The organism is Rhizobium zaerense (assembly GCF_051810725.1).
In the GTDB taxonomy this organism is placed as follows: Bacteria; Pseudomonadota; Alphaproteobacteria; order Rhizobiales; family Rhizobiaceae; genus Rhizobium; species Rhizobium leguminosarum_I.
On record NZ_JBPWQY020000004.1, the window covers coordinates 509777 to 525431 of the forward strand.

Consider the following 15655-nt stretch of genomic DNA (forward strand, 5'->3'; position numbering starts at 1 on the left):
TCGATTAACGGACAATCTTTGGGAGGCACAGATGAATATCAGAAAATTCGGCGTGACCATGCGGGCGGCCGTAGCGGTATGGGCGCTCTGCGCCACATCCGCGTTTGCCGACACCACCATCGAGTTCATTCAATGGTGGGAACCCGAAATGCCGTCCGGTGCCCTGCGCGGCATTATGAACGATTTCGAGGCCAAAAATCCCGGCATTAAGGTGACGCTGGTTAGCGGTCCCTATGCCACGACGCGTGACCAGATCGTCGTCGGCGCAGCCTCCGGAACGCTGAGCGACGTGGTAGGGCTGGATGGTGCCTGGGTAAACGGGCTCTCCAAGCAGGGCGCGATCGCCTCGATGGACGAACTGATGGAGAAGGCGAAATACGACAAGAGCCAGATCACCGATATCGTCAAGGTCGATGGCAAGAGCGTGATGTTCCCGCTGGCATCCTTCGTCTACCCGGTCTTCGTCAATCTGGATATCTCCAAGGCAGCCGGCGTCGACAAGCTGCCGACCACGCGCACGGAATTCGCCGAAGCCGCGAAGAAGATGACCGACGCCTCGAAGAACCAGTACGGCTGGGTTCTGCCGCTGTCGCTGCAGTCTCCGAGTGGAATCCAGAACGACGTGATGTCCTGGGTCTGGGCCTCCGGCGCCTCGATGATGAAGGACGGCAAGCCTGACCTCGAAAATGCCGCCGTCGTCGGCACGCTCGACTATATCGCCTCCCTCAACAAGGAAGGCGTTATTTCTCCCGGCATCTTCGCCAAGAAGGAACAGGACAAGGTCGAGGAATTCGTCAACGGCCGCGTCGGCATGATGGTGGACTCCCTCGCCCATGTGAACCTCATCCGCGAGCGCAATCCGAAGCTCAATTTCGGCATCTCCGCCTTGCCGGCCACTGACGGCTACACAGGCAAGCGCGGCATGCCCTATGCGTCCTGGGGCATCGGCATCAGCGAGGGCAGCCAGCACAAGGAAGAGGCCTGGAAGCTCGTCGAATACCTGATGAGCCCTGACGTCAACGGCCGTCTGGTCTCGATTGCCAACGCCTTCCCCGGCAACGTCCATGCCAAGCCGGACTTCGTGGCCTCGGACCCGATCTTCGCGGAAGCCTTCAAAATCTTCCAGAGCGGTTATCCGGCGAACGAATTCGTCGGCCTTCCGGTTGCCGAAGAGCTGATGCGCGACATGAATGTCGAAGTTCAGAAGATGTTCGACGGCGGGCAGTCAGCCAAGGAGGCAGCTGCCAACACCGAGAAGGCTTGGCTGGCGAAGTTCTAAGCACGTCGCTTTCACGGATCACCGGCAGCGCAAACAGGCGCTGCCGGTGCAAGTCGTCAAATTTCGGCAGAATAGAAAGTCACAGCTCATGAACCATTCGGCTACGGCTCTGGTCGCTGCGCAATCCAAAGCGCGGAGAAAAGGATGGCTTCGTTACAGCACCTTGAGGAAGCTGGTGCCGTATTTCTACGTTTCGCCGGCGAGCCTGCTGCTTGTGCTGCTGATGCTGTTCCCCATGGTGATGGTCTTCAGATATTCGCTGATGGATGGCGCCATCATGAAAAAGGACGCTGCCTTCGCGGGCGTCCAGAATTATATGACCATCTTCGAAAATCCGGTCTTCTGGCAGTCGTTGGTACAGACGCTTTACTTCACGATCATGAGCGTCGTCTTCCACTTCATCATCGGCTTGGCATTCGCGCTGCTGTTGAACACCAACCGCGTCGATCCGCTTATTCGCAGCATCCTGCGTGTACTCTTCATCCTGCCCTGGCTGTTCACGGCCGTCATTATCGCCATCATCTGGCGCCTGCTGCTCGACCCGAACGGCGTCATCAACAGCGTGCTGATGGCGCTCCATATCATCAACTTCAAGGTCGAGTGGTTTTCGTCGACACGCACCGCCATCCACGCTTTGACCTTCGCAAACATCTGGGCAGGCTATCCGCTCTACATGGTCAGCCTGCTCGCCGGCCTCCAGGGCATTTCGAAGGAGCTTTACGAGGCAGCCGGTATCGACGGCGCGAACGAAGTGCAAAAGTTCTGGTACATCACCATTCCGCAGCTGATGCCGATCATCATCAGCATCGCGCTCCTCGATTTCATCTGGACGATGCAGGTTTTTCCGCTGGTGTGGATGACGACGGGCGGCGGCCCGATCTATTCGACGGAAGTGCTTTCCACCTTCACCTATAAGCTCGCCTTCTCCCAGTACGAATTCTCACTGGCTTCGGCGAGTGCAATGATCATCCTGATTATCTCGATGAGCGTTACCTATTTCTATATCAAACACCAGCAGCGCAGGTAACCGCCATGGCAAAGCGTTCTTTCAAGAGTTCGGCATTGCCGATCATCCTGACCTATCTCGGCTTGGCGATCGGTCTTGTCTTCTCCACCTTTCCGATCGTGTGGATGTTTTTCAGTTCGCTGAAATCGAATACAGAAATCTTCGCCCTTCCGCCGCGGCTGTTGCCGGATGATTTTACGGTTGCCGCCTATCTGACGATTTTCAACGATCCGGTAAAAGTGCGGTTCTTCATCAACAGCTACTTCGTGGCCGGCGTCGTCACCTGCCTGACTCTGGTCGTCGCGATCGTGACCGCCTACGGTTTCAGCCGCTATCAGTTCCGGTTCAAGAACACCTTGAACATCTTCATCATCAGCACCCAGACCGTTCCGCCGATCACCCTTCTCATCCCCTATTTCGGCATGGTGGTCGCCTTCAGGATATTCGATACTTATCTGGCGCTGATCCTCACCTACATGGTCTTCACCCTGCCTTACGCCGTCCTGCTGATGACAGGCTATCTCAACACGCTGCCGAAAGAACTGGACGAGGCCGTCCTTGTCGACGGCGGCTCAAGCTGGACGGCGCTTTGGCGCGTCATCGTTCCCGTCTCCATCCCCGGGATCGTTGCCACGGCGGTCTACACGTTTCTGCTAGCCTGGAACGAATTCCTCTTTGCGCTGACGCTGACGAAATCGATGAACCTCAGGACGGTTCCGATCGGTATCCAGCTTCTGATGGGCCAGCACGCCTTCGAATGGAACGAGATGATGGCGATGAGCGTGCTCGGTTCCCTGCCCCTCTTGGTCCTTTATCTGGTTGCTCAACGCTACTTCCTGGCGGGCATGACCGCCGGCTCGGTCAAAAGCTGATGGGGCGCTGATCGCGTTTCGAATTTCATAACGGGAGCAAAGCGCTGCGGCTAACGCCGACGTCCCAATCCCGCAGGGCATCGCCGACCTCGGCTCTGTTAGGTGCCCCGGTGCGACCGCCAAACACCTGGCACTTGAGCGCCGCCGCCATGGATGCAAAGCGCATCGTCTCCTCGATCGGCATGCCTTCCGCAGTAGCCAGCGCAAAAGCGCCATGGAAGATATCGCCGGCTGCGAGCGTATCGACGGCCCTCACCTTCGGAGCGGCAAGATGGAAGACTTCGCCGGTCAGCTCATCGAACCAGAAGCAGCCGTTTTCGCCAGCGGTGACGCTGATGAAAGCATGCTCGAACTTTCGTTTCAAAAGGCCGACGACCTTCACCAGCTCGGCTGCTCCAGAAAGCCGTTCGGCCGCCGGCTGCGAGAACACGATGTGGCTGGCTGCCGGCGCCAGCATCTCGATCACGCCATCGCTTGCGACATCGCCATCGAGAATGGCCGGCTTGCCTGCCTTTCGGGCCCCCAACAGCGTCCGCAGTGCGAGCTTCGGCCACCGGACGTCAACCAGAACCGCGTCGAAAGAAGAAATGTCCTCTGCTGTGACCGGCTTGAGCGTCTCGTGCAGGCCCGCATCGTAGAAAGGCACAATGAGGCGCTCGCCCTGATCATCGACAAGGATGGTAGAGATCGCCGAGCGGGCGCCTTCCACACGCAGCATGCCGCTCGTATCTATACCGCTCTCGCTGAGATCGGCAATGATGCGATCGCCGGTGGCGTCATTGCCGACGGCACCCCAGAGGCTGGCATGGCCGCCCAGCCGGGCGACCGCAAAGGCGGCGCTCGACGCCATGCCCTCGGCGATCTGCAGCATGTCGTAGGGCAGAATTTTGCCCTGGCCGGTGGGTAGCGAGCGCACGCGAAACAGGGTGTCCATAACCGCCGCGCCGACACACAAAACGCGGCGCGCCTGACCGGGAGGCTGCTCGAAGGCAGTAGAAGTCGTCAAAACCGTTGTCTCACCCGCTCACTTGACGGCTCCGGCCGTCAGGCCCGCCACGATCTGCCGTTGCGCAAACACCGTCAAGATCAGCACAGGCAAGGTGACGATCAACGCGGCAGCCGCGAGCGGTCCCCAACTGACCTGCTCGAACGAGAGCATGTTGTAAACCGCAACAGGAAGCGTGCGCGTCTCGCGGCTGGCGAGCACGATGCCGAAGACGAAGTTGTTCCACGAGAAGATGACCGACAGGATGAAGGCGACAACGATGCCCGGCCTGGCAATAGGCAAGGCGACCAGGCGGAAAACCTGCCAGGGTGTTGCGCCGTCGATGCTTGCAGCCTCCTCCAGCTCCATCGGCGTCGTTTCGAAATAACCAATCATGATCCACACGACGATCGGCACGGTGACGACGAGATGGATGATGATCTGCGGCAGGAGCGTTCCAAGCACATTCAACCACTGGAACAGCAGAAAGAGCGGGATCAGGAAGGAAAGGCCGGGCGTCATGCGCGCTATCATGATGACCATCGCGGACTTCTCCGCCTTCAGCCGTGCGATGCCATATCCGGCCGGTACGCCAATCAGCAGCGCCAGAAGTGTGGCCGCACCCGTCACCAGCACCGAATTCCAGAGATAGAGGAAGAAGTTGTTCTCTTCGAAGACCTTCAGATAATTCGACCAGGCCAACCGCTCTGGAATGAAGATCGGCGGATAGGCGCCGCTGTCGATCTCATATTTCAGCGACAGCGAGATCATCCAGAGGAAGAACAGGACAACCGGCGAGATCATCACCAGGGCAACAAACAGCAGTCCGATGCGATCAAGTGTCTTGCGCTTCATCAGCGTGCCTCCCCGTCGGACCAGTTCACGCGCTGCCGGAGCATCATAAGGACGAAGGAGAGCAGGACGATGAGGATGAAGAAGACAACCGCCATCGCCGAGCCATAGCCGATATCGTAATAGGCGAAAGCGGTGTTGTAGAGATAGATGTTGATCGTCTCCGACGCCGTGCCGGGACCGCCTTGGGTCATGGCATAGATGATGTCGAAACTTTTCACCGCATCGATGCTGCGGATGATCACGGCAATCATCAGGAACGGCGCGATCATCGGCAGCGTCAGATAGCGGAATTTCTGCCAGACATTGGCGCCGTCGATCTCAGCACTTTCATAGGGCTCGCGCGGAACCGCCGCCAGACCGCCGAGCACGATCAGCATGATAAGCGGCGTCCACTGCCAGGTCTCGACCAGCACCAGCGACGGGATGACGCTGCTCTGATTATAGATCCACTCCTGCGGGCCGATGCCGATGAAGGAGAGGAGATAGTTGAGGACGCCGAGCTGCGGATGGAACATCATCGTCCAGACGAGTGCGATGGCGACGGGTGTGGCCATCATCGGCATCACGAATATGCCGCGTATAAGACCGCGCAACGGAAATTGAGCATCGAAGATCAGCGCCGCGAGCGTCCCCAGAAACAGCGGAACCACCACGGAGAGCGTCGTATAGAGCACCGTATGCCACAGCGACTCCCAAAAACGCATGTCGGTAGCGAGGCGCGCATAGTTGTCCAGCCCCGCAAAGATCTGCGATTGGCCGAGCGTCCAGCTGTTGACGCTCATCCAGACCGTAAACAGCCACGGAAAGACGATGACGGCGGCTATGACGATGAGCGCCGGGATGACGAAGGGCCAGTAGTTGGGAGCAAACCGATCCGGTTTGCTCCTTCCTTTCAACGTCTTGGCCACGGCAGCCGTTTCGATGCTTGTCGAGGCCATTATCCCTCGCTTTTTGCCAGGACGGGTTCGAACTGTGCCGTCGCTGCCTTCAGTTCTGTTTCGGGATCGGCGCCGCCGATCATGTTGGTGAGACCGACGCCATAGACGTCGCGGAACTCGGTGACCGGAATGATGACCGGCAGCGCGAGCTGCGAGATCTTGCCGGAACCGACGACGGCATCAAGCCATGCGCCCGGCATCTTGACGCCTTCGCGGACCTTCGCGTCCTCGAGGACGGACTGGCGGAAAGGAACGCCGGCACCGGCCTGCAGCAGACGTGCGCCCATTTCATGCGAAATCGCCCATTGGCAGAAGAGATAGCCTGCTTCCTTTTTCTGGCTTGCCGCGACGACGCCAAGCCCGTCGCCGAAGGTGCCTGCTGCCTGTGCCTTCGGACCTTTCGGCATGATGCCGTAACCGACCTGGCCAACGACACGCGATTTTTCCGGATTCTCGATCGGCGGCGCAAAACCAACGCCGTCCAGCCACATGCCGATCTTGCCCTGCAGGAAGGCCGACTGCGCCTCGGCCCAGTTGAAGCCGGAAACGCCGGGAGGGGCTGTCTTGGTCATCAGCCTTTGATAGAGCTTGGCCGCATCGATCGCTTCCTGCGATGTCGTGCGCAGCTTGCCATCAGGGCCGAGCGGGCTCGAACCATAGCCGAGCAGCAGCGACGTCCAGACCGGGGTATTGGCGTTCTTCAGGCCGCGGGCGACGAAGCCGTAGGTGTTGCTCGAAGGATCGGTGAGCGCCTCGGCAGCACTGGCGAGTTCTTCGAACGTCGTCGGGTAGGAAAGCCCCTTCTTCTCAAACAGCGCCTTGTTCCAATAGATGATCCAGTAATCGACCGAGAATGGAAGCGAACGCAGAACGCCGTCCGGATCTTTGGCAAAAGTCAGGCCGGCTTCGGCAAAGTCGGTTTCAACCAGAGACGGGTCGGTCAGAGAGGGGTCCTTGAGAAAACCGCCGATATCCGCAAGCCAGCCGCCCTTTTCGAACTGCCGCTTCTGGACATGATAGCTCATGTGCACGACGTCGAAGCTCGGCTTGCCGGAGCTCAGCTCGATGGTCGTCTTCTGACGCTGCTGTTGTTCGGGCGTCGCTTCGGCATTGACCTTGATGCCGGTAAGCTCCTCGAATTCGGACAGGTACTTCAGAAGTATTTCGCTGCGCGGGCTCTTGACCAGGTTCACTTCGAGCGTCGTGCCGGCAAAGCGCTTCCAATCGACAGCAGCCGACGCCAACCGCACTCCGAGCATGCTGCTGGCGCCAAAAGCGGCCGTACCCGCCAGAAAGCCGCGCCTCGTCGGGTTCAAAAACGATGACATGTGGTACCTCCTCCTTTTGCCGGCGATCTCCTCACCCCCGGCTGTTTATTTCCAATTATATCCTGAGCGCACGATCTCTTGCGTGATTGATGTGTGCGACAAGGCTGTTGACGGCGTCCTCCGCCGATCGTCTTTCGATCGCCTCGAGCACTTTCAGATGCTCGCCCATGACAGGTCCGACGTGACCATCGATGCGAAAACGGTCCTGACTGATCAGGCGCATCTTGATCGAGTTCACCCGGTAGGCATTCGAGATGATGGTATTTCCAAGCGCATCGATAAAGGCATCGTGCATGCCCCAATCGACAGCTTGCGCGTGCACCTCCAACTCGTGCGATCCATCGCCGTTTCGAATGGCGTCGGCGATATCTCGATGCTGCTTCAGCAGCCCGGCGATCGTCTCGTCCGACGCAGAGCGGGTGAAAAGCGCGACCGCCTCCTTCTCCAGGAACACGCGCAGCTGGAACGCCTCGCGAATAAGGTTCAGGTCGATATGCGCAATCTGCAACCCCCGCTGGGGCACCGTCTTGATCAGGCCTTCGGCTTCGAGCCTCGGGATGAGTTCGCGGATGGCGCCAAGCGTCAGCCCCGTCAGCTCGACGAGGCGGCGCTGCGAAACGAACTGGCCGGGGCGCACGTCACGCGCAAGAAGGTGGCGTGTGAAGCTCTCATACGCCTTTTCCCGCAGTGTCGGCTGCTCGTCCGTTCCGTCCATCGCCTCTCCCAGAAACATGTCCGCCCTATGCCGCTTTCGAGCGGAAAAGAGTGTCGAACGCAAGAGCGAGTTGCGCCTGCCCTTCGCCGGATATTGAAACGAGTGGCGGGCGAACCGCAAGCCAGATTTCATCCGACGTGAGGTGAGCGACCATCGCTTTCACAGCAGCGGTCACCGGAAATTTCAGCAGTTCGTCAACGAAATCCTCGATGCGGGAATCGTCCTTGCCGTCTTCTGCCATCAGCTTGACTTCGTGGGGTACGAAATTCGCCATGCCGGAGATCGCACCCTGGCCGCCAAGCCGCACGCCCTTCGCCAGATGACGTTCGTCCCCCACCAGGATGACAAGATCGCCATGCGCCTTCAACAGCGCTTCCGTGAAAGGCCAGTCGCCGGAGGAATCCTTGACGCCCGTGACGATATTGGGAAAGGCGGTCCGCAGCCGGCCGATCAGCGATACGCTCAGCGGGACCATGGTGACCGAGGGAATGTTGTAGACGATAATATCTCGCGCCTTCTCGCCCAGGATAGCGAAAACAGCCGAAAACCACTGGAAGACGCCGTCGTCACTGACGTTTTTGAAGTAGGAAGGGGGAGCAAGAAGGATATTGCGGGCTCCCTCGGAAAGCGCATGCCCGGCCTGCATCGCCGCATCCTCGGCCGCGTCGACCAGCACGCCGACGATGATTTGCTTTGCTGCTATCCCATTATCAAGCATGGAAGTGAGAACACGTTCACGTTCCTTGGTTCCGATGGAAGAACCTTCACCCGTGGTCCCGAACAGCGTCACGCTCGAACATCCGGCCGCGAGGCTTCGCCGTGCCTGCTCGATCATCGCCTCGATCATGATGCCGCGGTGGCTGTCGAATGGTGTGGCGAGAGCGACTGAGAGCCCGAATTTTTGTGTCAAATATGCCTCCTCCCAATTACCGGCTCAGATGTAGCAGACTAACATGTTAGATGTAAAGAGGTGATTGCACACCGTCTCGTTACATGATTGTCGCGGCCGCGGCTTCCCTCCGGTCAACTGGCACGCCTTGCTGTTGGCCCGTTCGCCCGCACGAGCGCCATCAGCATCGGGCCGATCGCAAACTCACCCCTCTCGGTCCTGCGGGTCAGATCTCTGAGATAGCCGCCGGGCGAGTTGATGTGGCCTCCCCTTTCCAGAATGCAGGCAATCACGGTGGCGGCATTTTCCGGCCCCATGCCGGAGCAGGCTTCCTCATAGGCCGAGGGACTGACGCCGAGCATCGAGCGCACGACGACAGCAGCCGACATCAAATCTCGCCAGTTGCCGATGGTTCCGCCAGGCCCGTAGTCGAGAATACCGGGGCAGGCTTGGAGGACGAGGCCGAGCGGGAAGGATTTCAGGTTATGCCCAGCCCCTGGATCGGCGGCCCCCCCCGCCCTGTTGCCGGAAAGCTTCGGTTGTTTCAGTCTTTGCTCGTCCGGCGGTCCGGCATTCGGTTCAAGATCGGCAACTGCCCATTCGCCCTGCTTCGTTTCGAAGCTTGGTTCAAGTTCATGAGTGGAATTGGGATTTGAATTCTGTTTGTGATGCTCAATCTGAGACTCATTGGCGTCTATTTTTTGTGTTTTTATCTGCTTTTCCAGCAAGTTGACGATTTCAGCCCGAAGCAACCCCATCTCATCGAGTAGCGGGGTCAATTGCTCAGTGGTCGCCACGCGCGGAATCCGGGCGAGGAGCGTTCGAAACGTCACCGAAATGCCTTCCCAATCACCGGAGACCTCTTCTTCGAAGGCCGTCGCAATCAGCTTGGAGATGTCGCGCCGGCAAATGGTCAACCGTTCCCTGACTGCGCGCAGCAGTTCCCGGTCGGCAACCGCCTGGGCGGCCAGGTTTTCGATTTCGACTGCACGCGCCAGAAGCGGTGCTACGCTGAACCCGAAGGCCTCGCCGACGGTCCCTGCCCTGTCGCGTCGCGCATAGCGCTTTCCATTCGGGCTGTCCTTGCGCAGGATCAGGCCGGCCTCGACCAGAACGGCAAGATGCCGCCTGAGGGTCGCTGGCGTCATGCCGCGGGCGCGAAGCGAAAGCTGCGCATTCGACGGGAAGACAATCAGGCCCTTCTCCTCGGAGATCTCGTCGTCTGGGTAGAAGGTCAGAAGCGCGTCGAGCACCGTCAGCGCCCGATCGGTAACGCCGAGCGCCGGCCGCGCTTCGCAGATCGCCCTGAACAGCTTCCACTTGCTGCGCTTCATCCCCGGCTCGATGGTCTCGGCCAGTTGCTGGCTTGCCAGCATGCCAAGAGACATCGGCCGCCGCCCAAAGGGCGTCGTCACATATCCACTCTCCATTTGCCTTCACCTTCGTTCAGGCAAAAGAAAACCATCCACCAATTTGGTGCCTAAGACGCTTGACTGTGATTCGTGGAAATGCGATTCTCGATGTGCTTAAGATCTGAGAAGGGCTTCCACGACGGCGTCGTTGGGGGCCTTTTTCTTTTGCGCGCTACGCTCCTCTGTCCTTGTTGAACTCCTGAAACAGGCCCTTCAGCCTTTCCTGGACGAATTGATCGAAACCGGGGGCGGTCTTGGCGTCGAAAACGAAGGTTGCACCGGACGCTGTTTTTTTAATCATGACAGGCACGCCATTAACCTGGGTTTTGGCCACCGCCGGTTTCGGCGCAGCCGTCTTCTTCGTTGCCAGAACGAGTGCCCGCTGAAACCGCTCGTCGCTCGAAATTTTGCGCGCGTCGTCCGCGGACAACTCCACGATGATCTTGTCGACGTCGGCTTTCTCAAGCCGCTCGCCCAGTTCCAACCATCGGCGGCGGCCGATATCGGGTGCTGCGCCAATGGCGTTGACGAGGTCCAGGGGAACCTGCCGGATGACGATCAGCATTCTTGACAGCGCCGCCTTGTCCACGCCGAGAGCCGCCATGATGACATCGCGGCCAAAGCTGCGTTCCTCGAGCCGCGATGCGAAGAGCGCGCGCTCGATGTAGGAGAGATTGGTTCGAGCGCTGTTTTCCTGTCCCTGGCTGACGACCAGCTGACCGTCGGTGAGATCACGGACGACCGCGCGCACCCTGATGCCGATTTCTCGGGCGGCAGCCAGGCGCCGATGGCCGTAGGCGACCTGATAGCGTCCCCTGGTTTCGGGATGCGGGCGGACGAGGATCGGAACCTGCTGGCCATGCTCGCGGATCTGCTCGACAAGCTGCGCGAGTTCGGCCGCGTCGATCGCCAATCGATCGCTGACGAAGGAAGCATCGATCAGTCCGGGATCGAGTTCGACGATGGTCTGGCCGGCAGCGAGCTGCCGTTCCAGCTCACTTGCCCGCTCCATCTTCTCGGTAATGTTGCCGAGCGTCTTGGTGATACCGCCGACAGGCGCGGCACTGCGCTCCTGCGGCACGAATCCGGCGATCGGACGATTGTCACGCGGTGCGACTGCGTCCATCCTTTCCGGTTTCGGAGCGGAAATTTCGATGAGGTTCTTGCGCGCCATCTAGCTATTTCCTCCCCCAGGTCGAGCGAATATGCGCCTCGATCTCGCCGTTCACGAGATTGAGGGACTCCAGAGCCCGATCGTAGGTTCCGCGTGTGAACTGCGACCGCTCGACCTCGTAGAGTGTCTGCTTGGTGACGCCGGCGTCAGCCACTGCCGTCGACTTCACCATGGCGTTGTGGAGCATTCGATTGCCGAAGATCGCCCGCATGAAGCCGGTCATCTGGCTTTGCGGTCCGTCGTTCGGCTCGAACCGCGTCACCAGATAGCGCATCCAGTCATAGCTGGTACGCCCTCCGGCCTTTTCGACGACCGACATCAACTCACTCGTCATCGTCAGAAACTGCGACATCGACATGACATCAAGCATCTGCGGGTGAACCGTGATCAACACCGAGGTGGCCGCGCAGAGCGCCGACATCGTCAGGAACCCCAGCTGCGGCGGGCAGTCGATGACCACCACATCGTAAAGGCTTTCGATCTCCGTCAGGACTTCGCCGATGCGGGCAAAGAACATCGTCTCCGCCGTACCCGACGCCATCGCCTTCGGCGTCTCGTGCTCGAATTCCATCAGCTCGAGATTGCCCGGAATGAGATGCAGATTGGGCGTGTAGGTGGCGCGGACGATGTCGGCGATGGGGCGCGGCTCCTCATATCGGATCGCACCGTAGATCGTTTCGCCCTCTCCGACGTCGAACTCCGGCTGATGACCGAACAAGGCGGACAAGGAGGCCTGCGGATCGAGGTCGACGGCGAGCACGCGGTAGCCCCTGAGCGCCATGAACTGCGCCAGATGAGCCGCAGTGGTGGTCTTGCCCGAGCCACCCTTGAAATTCATGACGGAGATGATCTGGAGTTTTTCCCCCGGCCGGCGGGCCGGCACATATTTCGGTGTTCCGTTTCGCTCGTCGAGGACCCGGCGAATGCGGTCCATATCCGTTGCACTGTAAAGCCGCCGTCCGTTTGCGAGCGGATCGGGCCCATGGCCGTCGGCGGCTATCTGGCGGAGATAACCTTCGCCGATGCCGATAAAGGCTGCAGCTTCCGCCGGCGAAAATGTTCTGATGGTCTTTTGCGAGAGCGGGGGAAAGATTTTTGCCTGATGCTGCTGAAGTTGATAGGATAACTCCTTCGCATCTGTTGCCAGAAGCGATGGGAGGTGCTCTTGATCGTCTTGAAAAGCAAGACTCGGCTGCATGATCTTTTTCCCAGGTAACTGCGCAATTTTGAACGAAAGCGCCTCAGTTGCGCAGTTACTATATGCCTCGATTCGTTACCAATTTACAAATGCTTAACCAAGCCGTCCGTTTCAGCCCATCGAGACGGCTGGCGACATGAGACAGATTTCAAGTGATTCGCGCATTGCCGATGACTCGAAGTGACCGATAACTACGGTGGCTTTCCAGCCGACCGGGAAGTCAATCATGTCGCCGTATAAGCCCTATTTATCAATAGCTTGGGCGCTGCCTCTCTATTTCCCATCGTCCTTCAGGTAGTTGTTGCCGTTGATCACCAGAAGCCCGTCGGAACCTTTGTCCGGCTCGAATATGCTCATGGTTTCCGTCTTACCACTCACGTCGGTCAGATCGAGACGATAGCCGAAAAGCTTGTAGCGTCCGCTTGCGCCTGGCCGGTTGCTTGACGTGGTGACGCCCGATTGCGATCCGCCGATTTCATTCGTCATCGAGGCGCCCGACCAGCCTGTGCGTTCGAAAGTGCCGTTTCGATGAAGCTTCAGCGTATGGCTGGAAGCCACCGATCCCGATGAGGTCGCGGTCATCCCGCTGGAGGCGAAGGTGGATACCCATTCGCCGTCGAGCGTCGTGCCCTCATCAAACGGTGGCACGGCGCGGTGGTCTACTTCGGCAATCACCAGGTCCTCACCTTTTTTCGAGAACGGTTTCGTCTCGATTTCAATCGTGCCGTAAGCAGAGGTGACGCTACGCATTTCGATCGCCCCGGCGGAGGAGAAAAATCCGCCGCCGGTAAGCTTGTAGAGGCCGCAATCGGTCGGAGTCTCCTTGCAATGTTCGGTGATGCTCCGGCCGCCCTTCGGCAGTTCCGTACTGAACAGCCCCTTCGGGTCGAACATAGTGATCGTGCTGTCCGAATAAAAATCCATGCCGCCAAAGACATTCGGCCGGAGACCGGTATCAAGATGGGTGAAGACGCCGTCCAGCCCGCCGTCTTCGCTCGCCGGCACGAGATCGAAATCCTTGTCGGAAGGATCAAGCTTCACCGAGCGCACGAGGGTCGCAAAATCGGCCTCGGCGCTACTGCTTCTGTCACCGTTCACATTCAGCAGCACGAGCTGCAGATAGGCCTGCGTCTTGTCGCCGGCGATGCCGACGACGATCTGGCTGATGCTGACATTCTTCTGATGAACGCAGCAGCGTTCTTCCACGCGGATATCGTAGCCGTTCACCGTGACCCCGTAATGTTTGACCAGGATATCTTCCTTCGCCATGTCGGGCAGCGTCGCGACGAAGGTCTTCATGCCGGCCTTCAGGGAACTGCGCGCTGCCGGGAGCGGCTTGGTGATCTGAATCAGAGCATTGCCGCGCTTGTCGTCCTGCGTTTCCGGAAAATCCTTCTGCAGCATAAAGAGATTGCCCTTGCCGGCCTTCCTCCAGCCGGTAGCGGCATCGGGCAGGGTCACCGTCAGGCCGCCGATTTCGGCGGGCGCCGCCAACGCAGGGGAGCAGGGCACAAGGCAAAAAAGACTGAGAACGACGCCCAAGGCTAGTCTGCCCCGGCCAAACCAATGAAACTGCGCGCTTCCCATTACCCCTCCCCGGCTTCGATGACCGCCGACGGGATTTGGAGCCGGGTGTGTGCTTTTCAACCCTGGGGTTTCATGAAGGTTTCTTGAACGCCTAGCCAACGCTCCACTAAACGGATTACTCACGACGCCACGCCACACCTCCTATTAGGCGAATGGCGGGGGGCCAGCAAAAGTGGGAGAACTATCGACCGGAAATTCTCCGCACTTGAAGGTTCCTACGACGCCTGGAGGTGTGCCATGAGAACCATGTGCTCTGCATTGACGCTGTGTATCGCGATTGCCCTTTGCACGGCAAATGCCCGATATGTCACCCTGCCCGGATACGCCTTCAAGACCAACCCGAAATGTCAGCGCCACGAACCGAAGACGAGGTTTGACGCAAGGTGCGACTGGCCGAGATTGGGCTTCAAGAACTTTACGCCCCCGCTCGTGACCGTGCTTGGAATCTGAAGACCCTGCCCAGCTTCAGGCGTTTTAGGGGTAACCGCAGGTCGAAATCATCGCCCGGACGGTTGCCCGACCCGCCCGAGAGGTTCTACTCCCGGGCCAGCACGAAATCGTGCTCCACCTGCCAAAACTTGTCCGCGAATCCAAGGTCGCTAGCCCGCACTGGATCTTCTACGGGCTGAAATTTGGCAAGCAAGCTCTCCTTCACGCCGAAGACGGCGTCCGAGTGGATGTACGGGTCGTCCGGATCGAAGATGTGTGTTGTCAGCGCCTCGAAGCCCTCGGCCTTTATGATGTAATGCAGGTGAGCCGGCCTGTAGGGATGACGTCCAAGCGCGCCGAGCAGCTTGCCGACTGGCCCGTCGTCCGGGATCGGGTAATATTTGGGCTTGACCGCCCGGAACCAATAGCGGCCGTCCGCGCCCGTGCGAAAGACGCCGCGAAGGTTGAAGTCGGGTTGTACCCCCTTCTGTTGCACGTCGTAGAAGCCTTCGTCATTGGCCTGCCAAACGTCGATGACAGCATTGGAAATCGGCCTGCCATCCGTGTCGAGTATCCGCCCTCCGATCACCATATCCTCGCCTTTCTGGTCGAGGCAGATGTTGGCGCCCATCGGCAGTTCCGGCGCGTCGGCAACGTGAAACGGACCGAGCACCGTGCTTTCAGAAGCCCCAGAGGGCTTGCGATTGTTGATGGCGTCGACCAGCATCGACACGCCGAGCACGTCTGACAACAGGATAAACTCCTGTCGCCATTCATTGCACGTCTGCCCGGTACGGGTGAGAAAGAAGATTGCCTCCATCCACTCGTCCTGCGTCGGCTCAAGCTCCTTTACTGCCTCGTGTAGCTTGCGTGTGACAACCTCCATCACCCGCTTCAGGCGCTCGTCCCTGGCTTGAGCGTTGCGGCTCGTGACCACCTCCACGGAATTTTCTTCGGTGAAATAGCCCTTTTCTTCGGAGCTCATAGT

The 15655-nt window shown here is 59.1% G+C and carries 15 protein-coding genes; 4 read left to right on the plus strand and 11 right to left on the minus strand.

The window, feature by feature from the left end; genetic code table 11:
- Positions 1-31: 31 nt before the first annotated feature.
- The 3 genes from ACS4RR_RS30365 (at position 32) to ACS4RR_RS30375 (ending at position 3157) form a co-directional block, all read left to right on the plus strand.
- Positions 32-1279, plus strand: a complete 1248-nt coding sequence (locus ACS4RR_RS30365) for an ABC transporter substrate-binding protein (RefSeq protein ID WP_162115646.1) — start codon at positions 32-34, stop codon at positions 1277-1279.
- Between the two features lie 88 nt (positions 1280-1367).
- Positions 1368-2306: a carbohydrate ABC transporter permease gene (locus ACS4RR_RS30370; protein WP_222385397.1), complete on the plus strand. Its 939-nt coding sequence runs from the start codon at positions 1368-1370 to the stop codon at positions 2304-2306.
- A 5-nt stretch (positions 2307-2311) separates the two neighbouring features.
- Positions 2312-3157 carry a carbohydrate ABC transporter permease gene (locus ACS4RR_RS30375; RefSeq protein WP_456190562.1) on the plus strand — a complete coding sequence of 282 codons (846 nt, stop codon included), beginning with the start codon at positions 2312-2314 and terminating at the stop codon, positions 3155-3157.
- 25 nt (positions 3158-3182) lie between these two features.
- Here ACS4RR_RS30375 and ACS4RR_RS30380 read toward each other — a convergent pair whose 3' ends face one another.
- The 10 genes from ACS4RR_RS30380 to ACS4RR_RS30425 form a co-directional block, all read right to left on the minus strand.
- Complete coding sequence (locus ACS4RR_RS30380) at positions 3183-4163, minus strand: sugar kinase (RefSeq protein WP_456190563.1); 981 nt, start codon at positions 4161-4163, stop codon at positions 3183-3185.
- An 18-nt stretch (positions 4164-4181) separates the two neighbouring features.
- Positions 4182-4997, minus strand: coding sequence for a carbohydrate ABC transporter permease (locus tag ACS4RR_RS30385; protein ID WP_260299121.1), 816 nt, complete (start codon positions 4995-4997; stop codon positions 4182-4184).
- Positions 4997-5935, minus strand: coding sequence for a carbohydrate ABC transporter permease (locus ACS4RR_RS30390; protein WP_407766403.1), 939 nt, complete (start codon positions 5933-5935; stop codon positions 4997-4999). The genes ACS4RR_RS30385 and ACS4RR_RS30390 overlap by 1 nt, the downstream gene beginning before the upstream one ends.
- Positions 5935-7263: an ABC transporter substrate-binding protein gene (locus ACS4RR_RS30395; RefSeq protein WP_017967365.1), complete on the minus strand. Its 1329-nt coding sequence runs from the start codon at positions 7261-7263 to the stop codon at positions 5935-5937. Before ACS4RR_RS30395 ends, ACS4RR_RS30390 begins: the two co-directional genes overlap by 1 nt.
- A gap of 55 nt (positions 7264-7318) precedes the next feature.
- A complete protein-coding gene (locus tag ACS4RR_RS30400) occupies positions 7319-7996 on the minus strand; it encodes a GntR family transcriptional regulator (RefSeq protein ID WP_017967366.1) in 678 nt (225 codons plus the stop codon).
- A 7-nt stretch (positions 7997-8003) separates the two neighbouring features.
- The gene (locus tag ACS4RR_RS30405; protein WP_407766405.1) at positions 8004-8888 is read right to left on the minus strand and encodes a dihydrodipicolinate synthase family protein; all 885 of its coding nucleotides are present in this window, start codon (positions 8886-8888) and stop codon (positions 8004-8006) included.
- 113 nt (positions 8889-9001) lie between these two features.
- Complete coding sequence (repC, locus tag ACS4RR_RS30410; RefSeq protein WP_407766406.1) at positions 9002-10297, minus strand: plasmid replication protein RepC; 1296 nt, start codon at positions 10295-10297, stop codon at positions 9002-9004.
- Positions 10298-10451: 154 nt separating this feature from the next.
- Positions 10452-11453, minus strand: a complete 1002-nt coding sequence (gene repB, locus ACS4RR_RS30415; protein ID WP_260111283.1) for a plasmid partitioning protein RepB — start codon at positions 11451-11453, stop codon at positions 10452-10454.
- A gap of 4 nt (positions 11454-11457) precedes the next feature.
- Complete coding sequence (repA, locus tag ACS4RR_RS30420; RefSeq protein ID WP_170279700.1) at positions 11458-12651, minus strand: plasmid partitioning protein RepA; 1194 nt, start codon at positions 12649-12651, stop codon at positions 11458-11460.
- Positions 12652-12924: 273 nt separating this feature from the next.
- Positions 12925-14238 carry a hypothetical protein gene (locus tag ACS4RR_RS30425; protein WP_407766412.1) on the minus strand — a complete coding sequence of 438 codons (1314 nt, stop codon included), beginning with the start codon at positions 14236-14238 and terminating at the stop codon, positions 12925-12927.
- A 237-nt stretch (positions 14239-14475) separates the two neighbouring features.
- On the opposite strand from ACS4RR_RS30425, the gene ACS4RR_RS30430 reads away from it, so the two are divergent.
- On the plus strand, positions 14476-14688 hold the full coding sequence (locus tag ACS4RR_RS30430) for a hypothetical protein (protein WP_017967372.1): 213 nt from the start codon (positions 14476-14478) through the stop codon (positions 14686-14688).
- Positions 14689-14773: 85 nt separating this feature from the next.
- Here ACS4RR_RS30430 and ACS4RR_RS30435 read toward each other — a convergent pair whose 3' ends face one another.
- Positions 14774-15652, minus strand: a complete 879-nt coding sequence (locus ACS4RR_RS30435) for an intradiol ring-cleavage dioxygenase (RefSeq protein WP_456190564.1) — start codon at positions 15650-15652, stop codon at positions 14774-14776.
- Positions 15653-15655 lie beyond the last annotated feature (3 nt).

What these genes read in the sequence shown, in the direction of transcription:
- repA (WP_170279700.1), bottom strand. Translation starts at nt 12,651, where the DNA reads ATGCAGCCGAGTCTTGCTTTTCAAGACGATCAAGAGCACCTCCCATCG.
- repB (WP_260111283.1), bottom strand. Translation starts at nt 11,453, where the DNA reads ATGGCGCGCAAGAACCTCATCGAAATTTCCGCTCCGAAACCGGAAAGG.
- ACS4RR_RS30435 (WP_456190564.1), bottom strand. Translation starts at nt 15,652, where the DNA reads ATGAGCTCCGAAGAAAAGGGCTATTTCACCGAAGAAAATTCCGTGGAG.
- ACS4RR_RS30385 (WP_260299121.1), bottom strand. Translation starts at nt 4,997, where the DNA reads ATGAAGCGCAAGACACTTGATCGCATCGGACTGCTGTTTGTTGCCCTG.
- ACS4RR_RS30395 (WP_017967365.1), bottom strand. Translation starts at nt 7,263, where the DNA reads ATGTCATCGTTTTTGAACCCGACGAGGCGCGGCTTTCTGGCGGGTACG.
- ACS4RR_RS30400 (WP_017967366.1), bottom strand. Translation starts at nt 7,996, where the DNA reads ATGTTTCTGGGAGAGGCGATGGACGGAACGGACGAGCAGCCGACACTG.
- repC (WP_407766406.1), bottom strand. Translation starts at nt 10,297, where the DNA reads ATGGAGAGTGGATATGTGACGACGCCCTTTGGGCGGCGGCCGATGTCT.
- ACS4RR_RS30430 (WP_017967372.1), top strand. Translation starts at nt 14,476, where the DNA reads ATGAGAACCATGTGCTCTGCATTGACGCTGTGTATCGCGATTGCCCTT.
- ACS4RR_RS30390 (WP_407766403.1), bottom strand. Translation starts at nt 5,935, where the DNA reads ATGGCCTCGACAAGCATCGAAACGGCTGCCGTGGCCAAGACGTTGAAA.
- ACS4RR_RS30425 (WP_407766412.1), bottom strand. Translation starts at nt 14,238, where the DNA reads ATGGGAAGCGCGCAGTTTCATTGGTTTGGCCGGGGCAGACTAGCCTTG.
- ACS4RR_RS30375 (WP_456190562.1), top strand. Translation starts at nt 2,312, where the DNA reads ATGGCAAAGCGTTCTTTCAAGAGTTCGGCATTGCCGATCATCCTGACC.
- ACS4RR_RS30370 (WP_222385397.1), top strand. Translation starts at nt 1,368, where the DNA reads ATGAACCATTCGGCTACGGCTCTGGTCGCTGCGCAATCCAAAGCGCGG.
- ACS4RR_RS30365 (WP_162115646.1), top strand. Translation starts at nt 32, where the DNA reads ATGAATATCAGAAAATTCGGCGTGACCATGCGGGCGGCCGTAGCGGTA.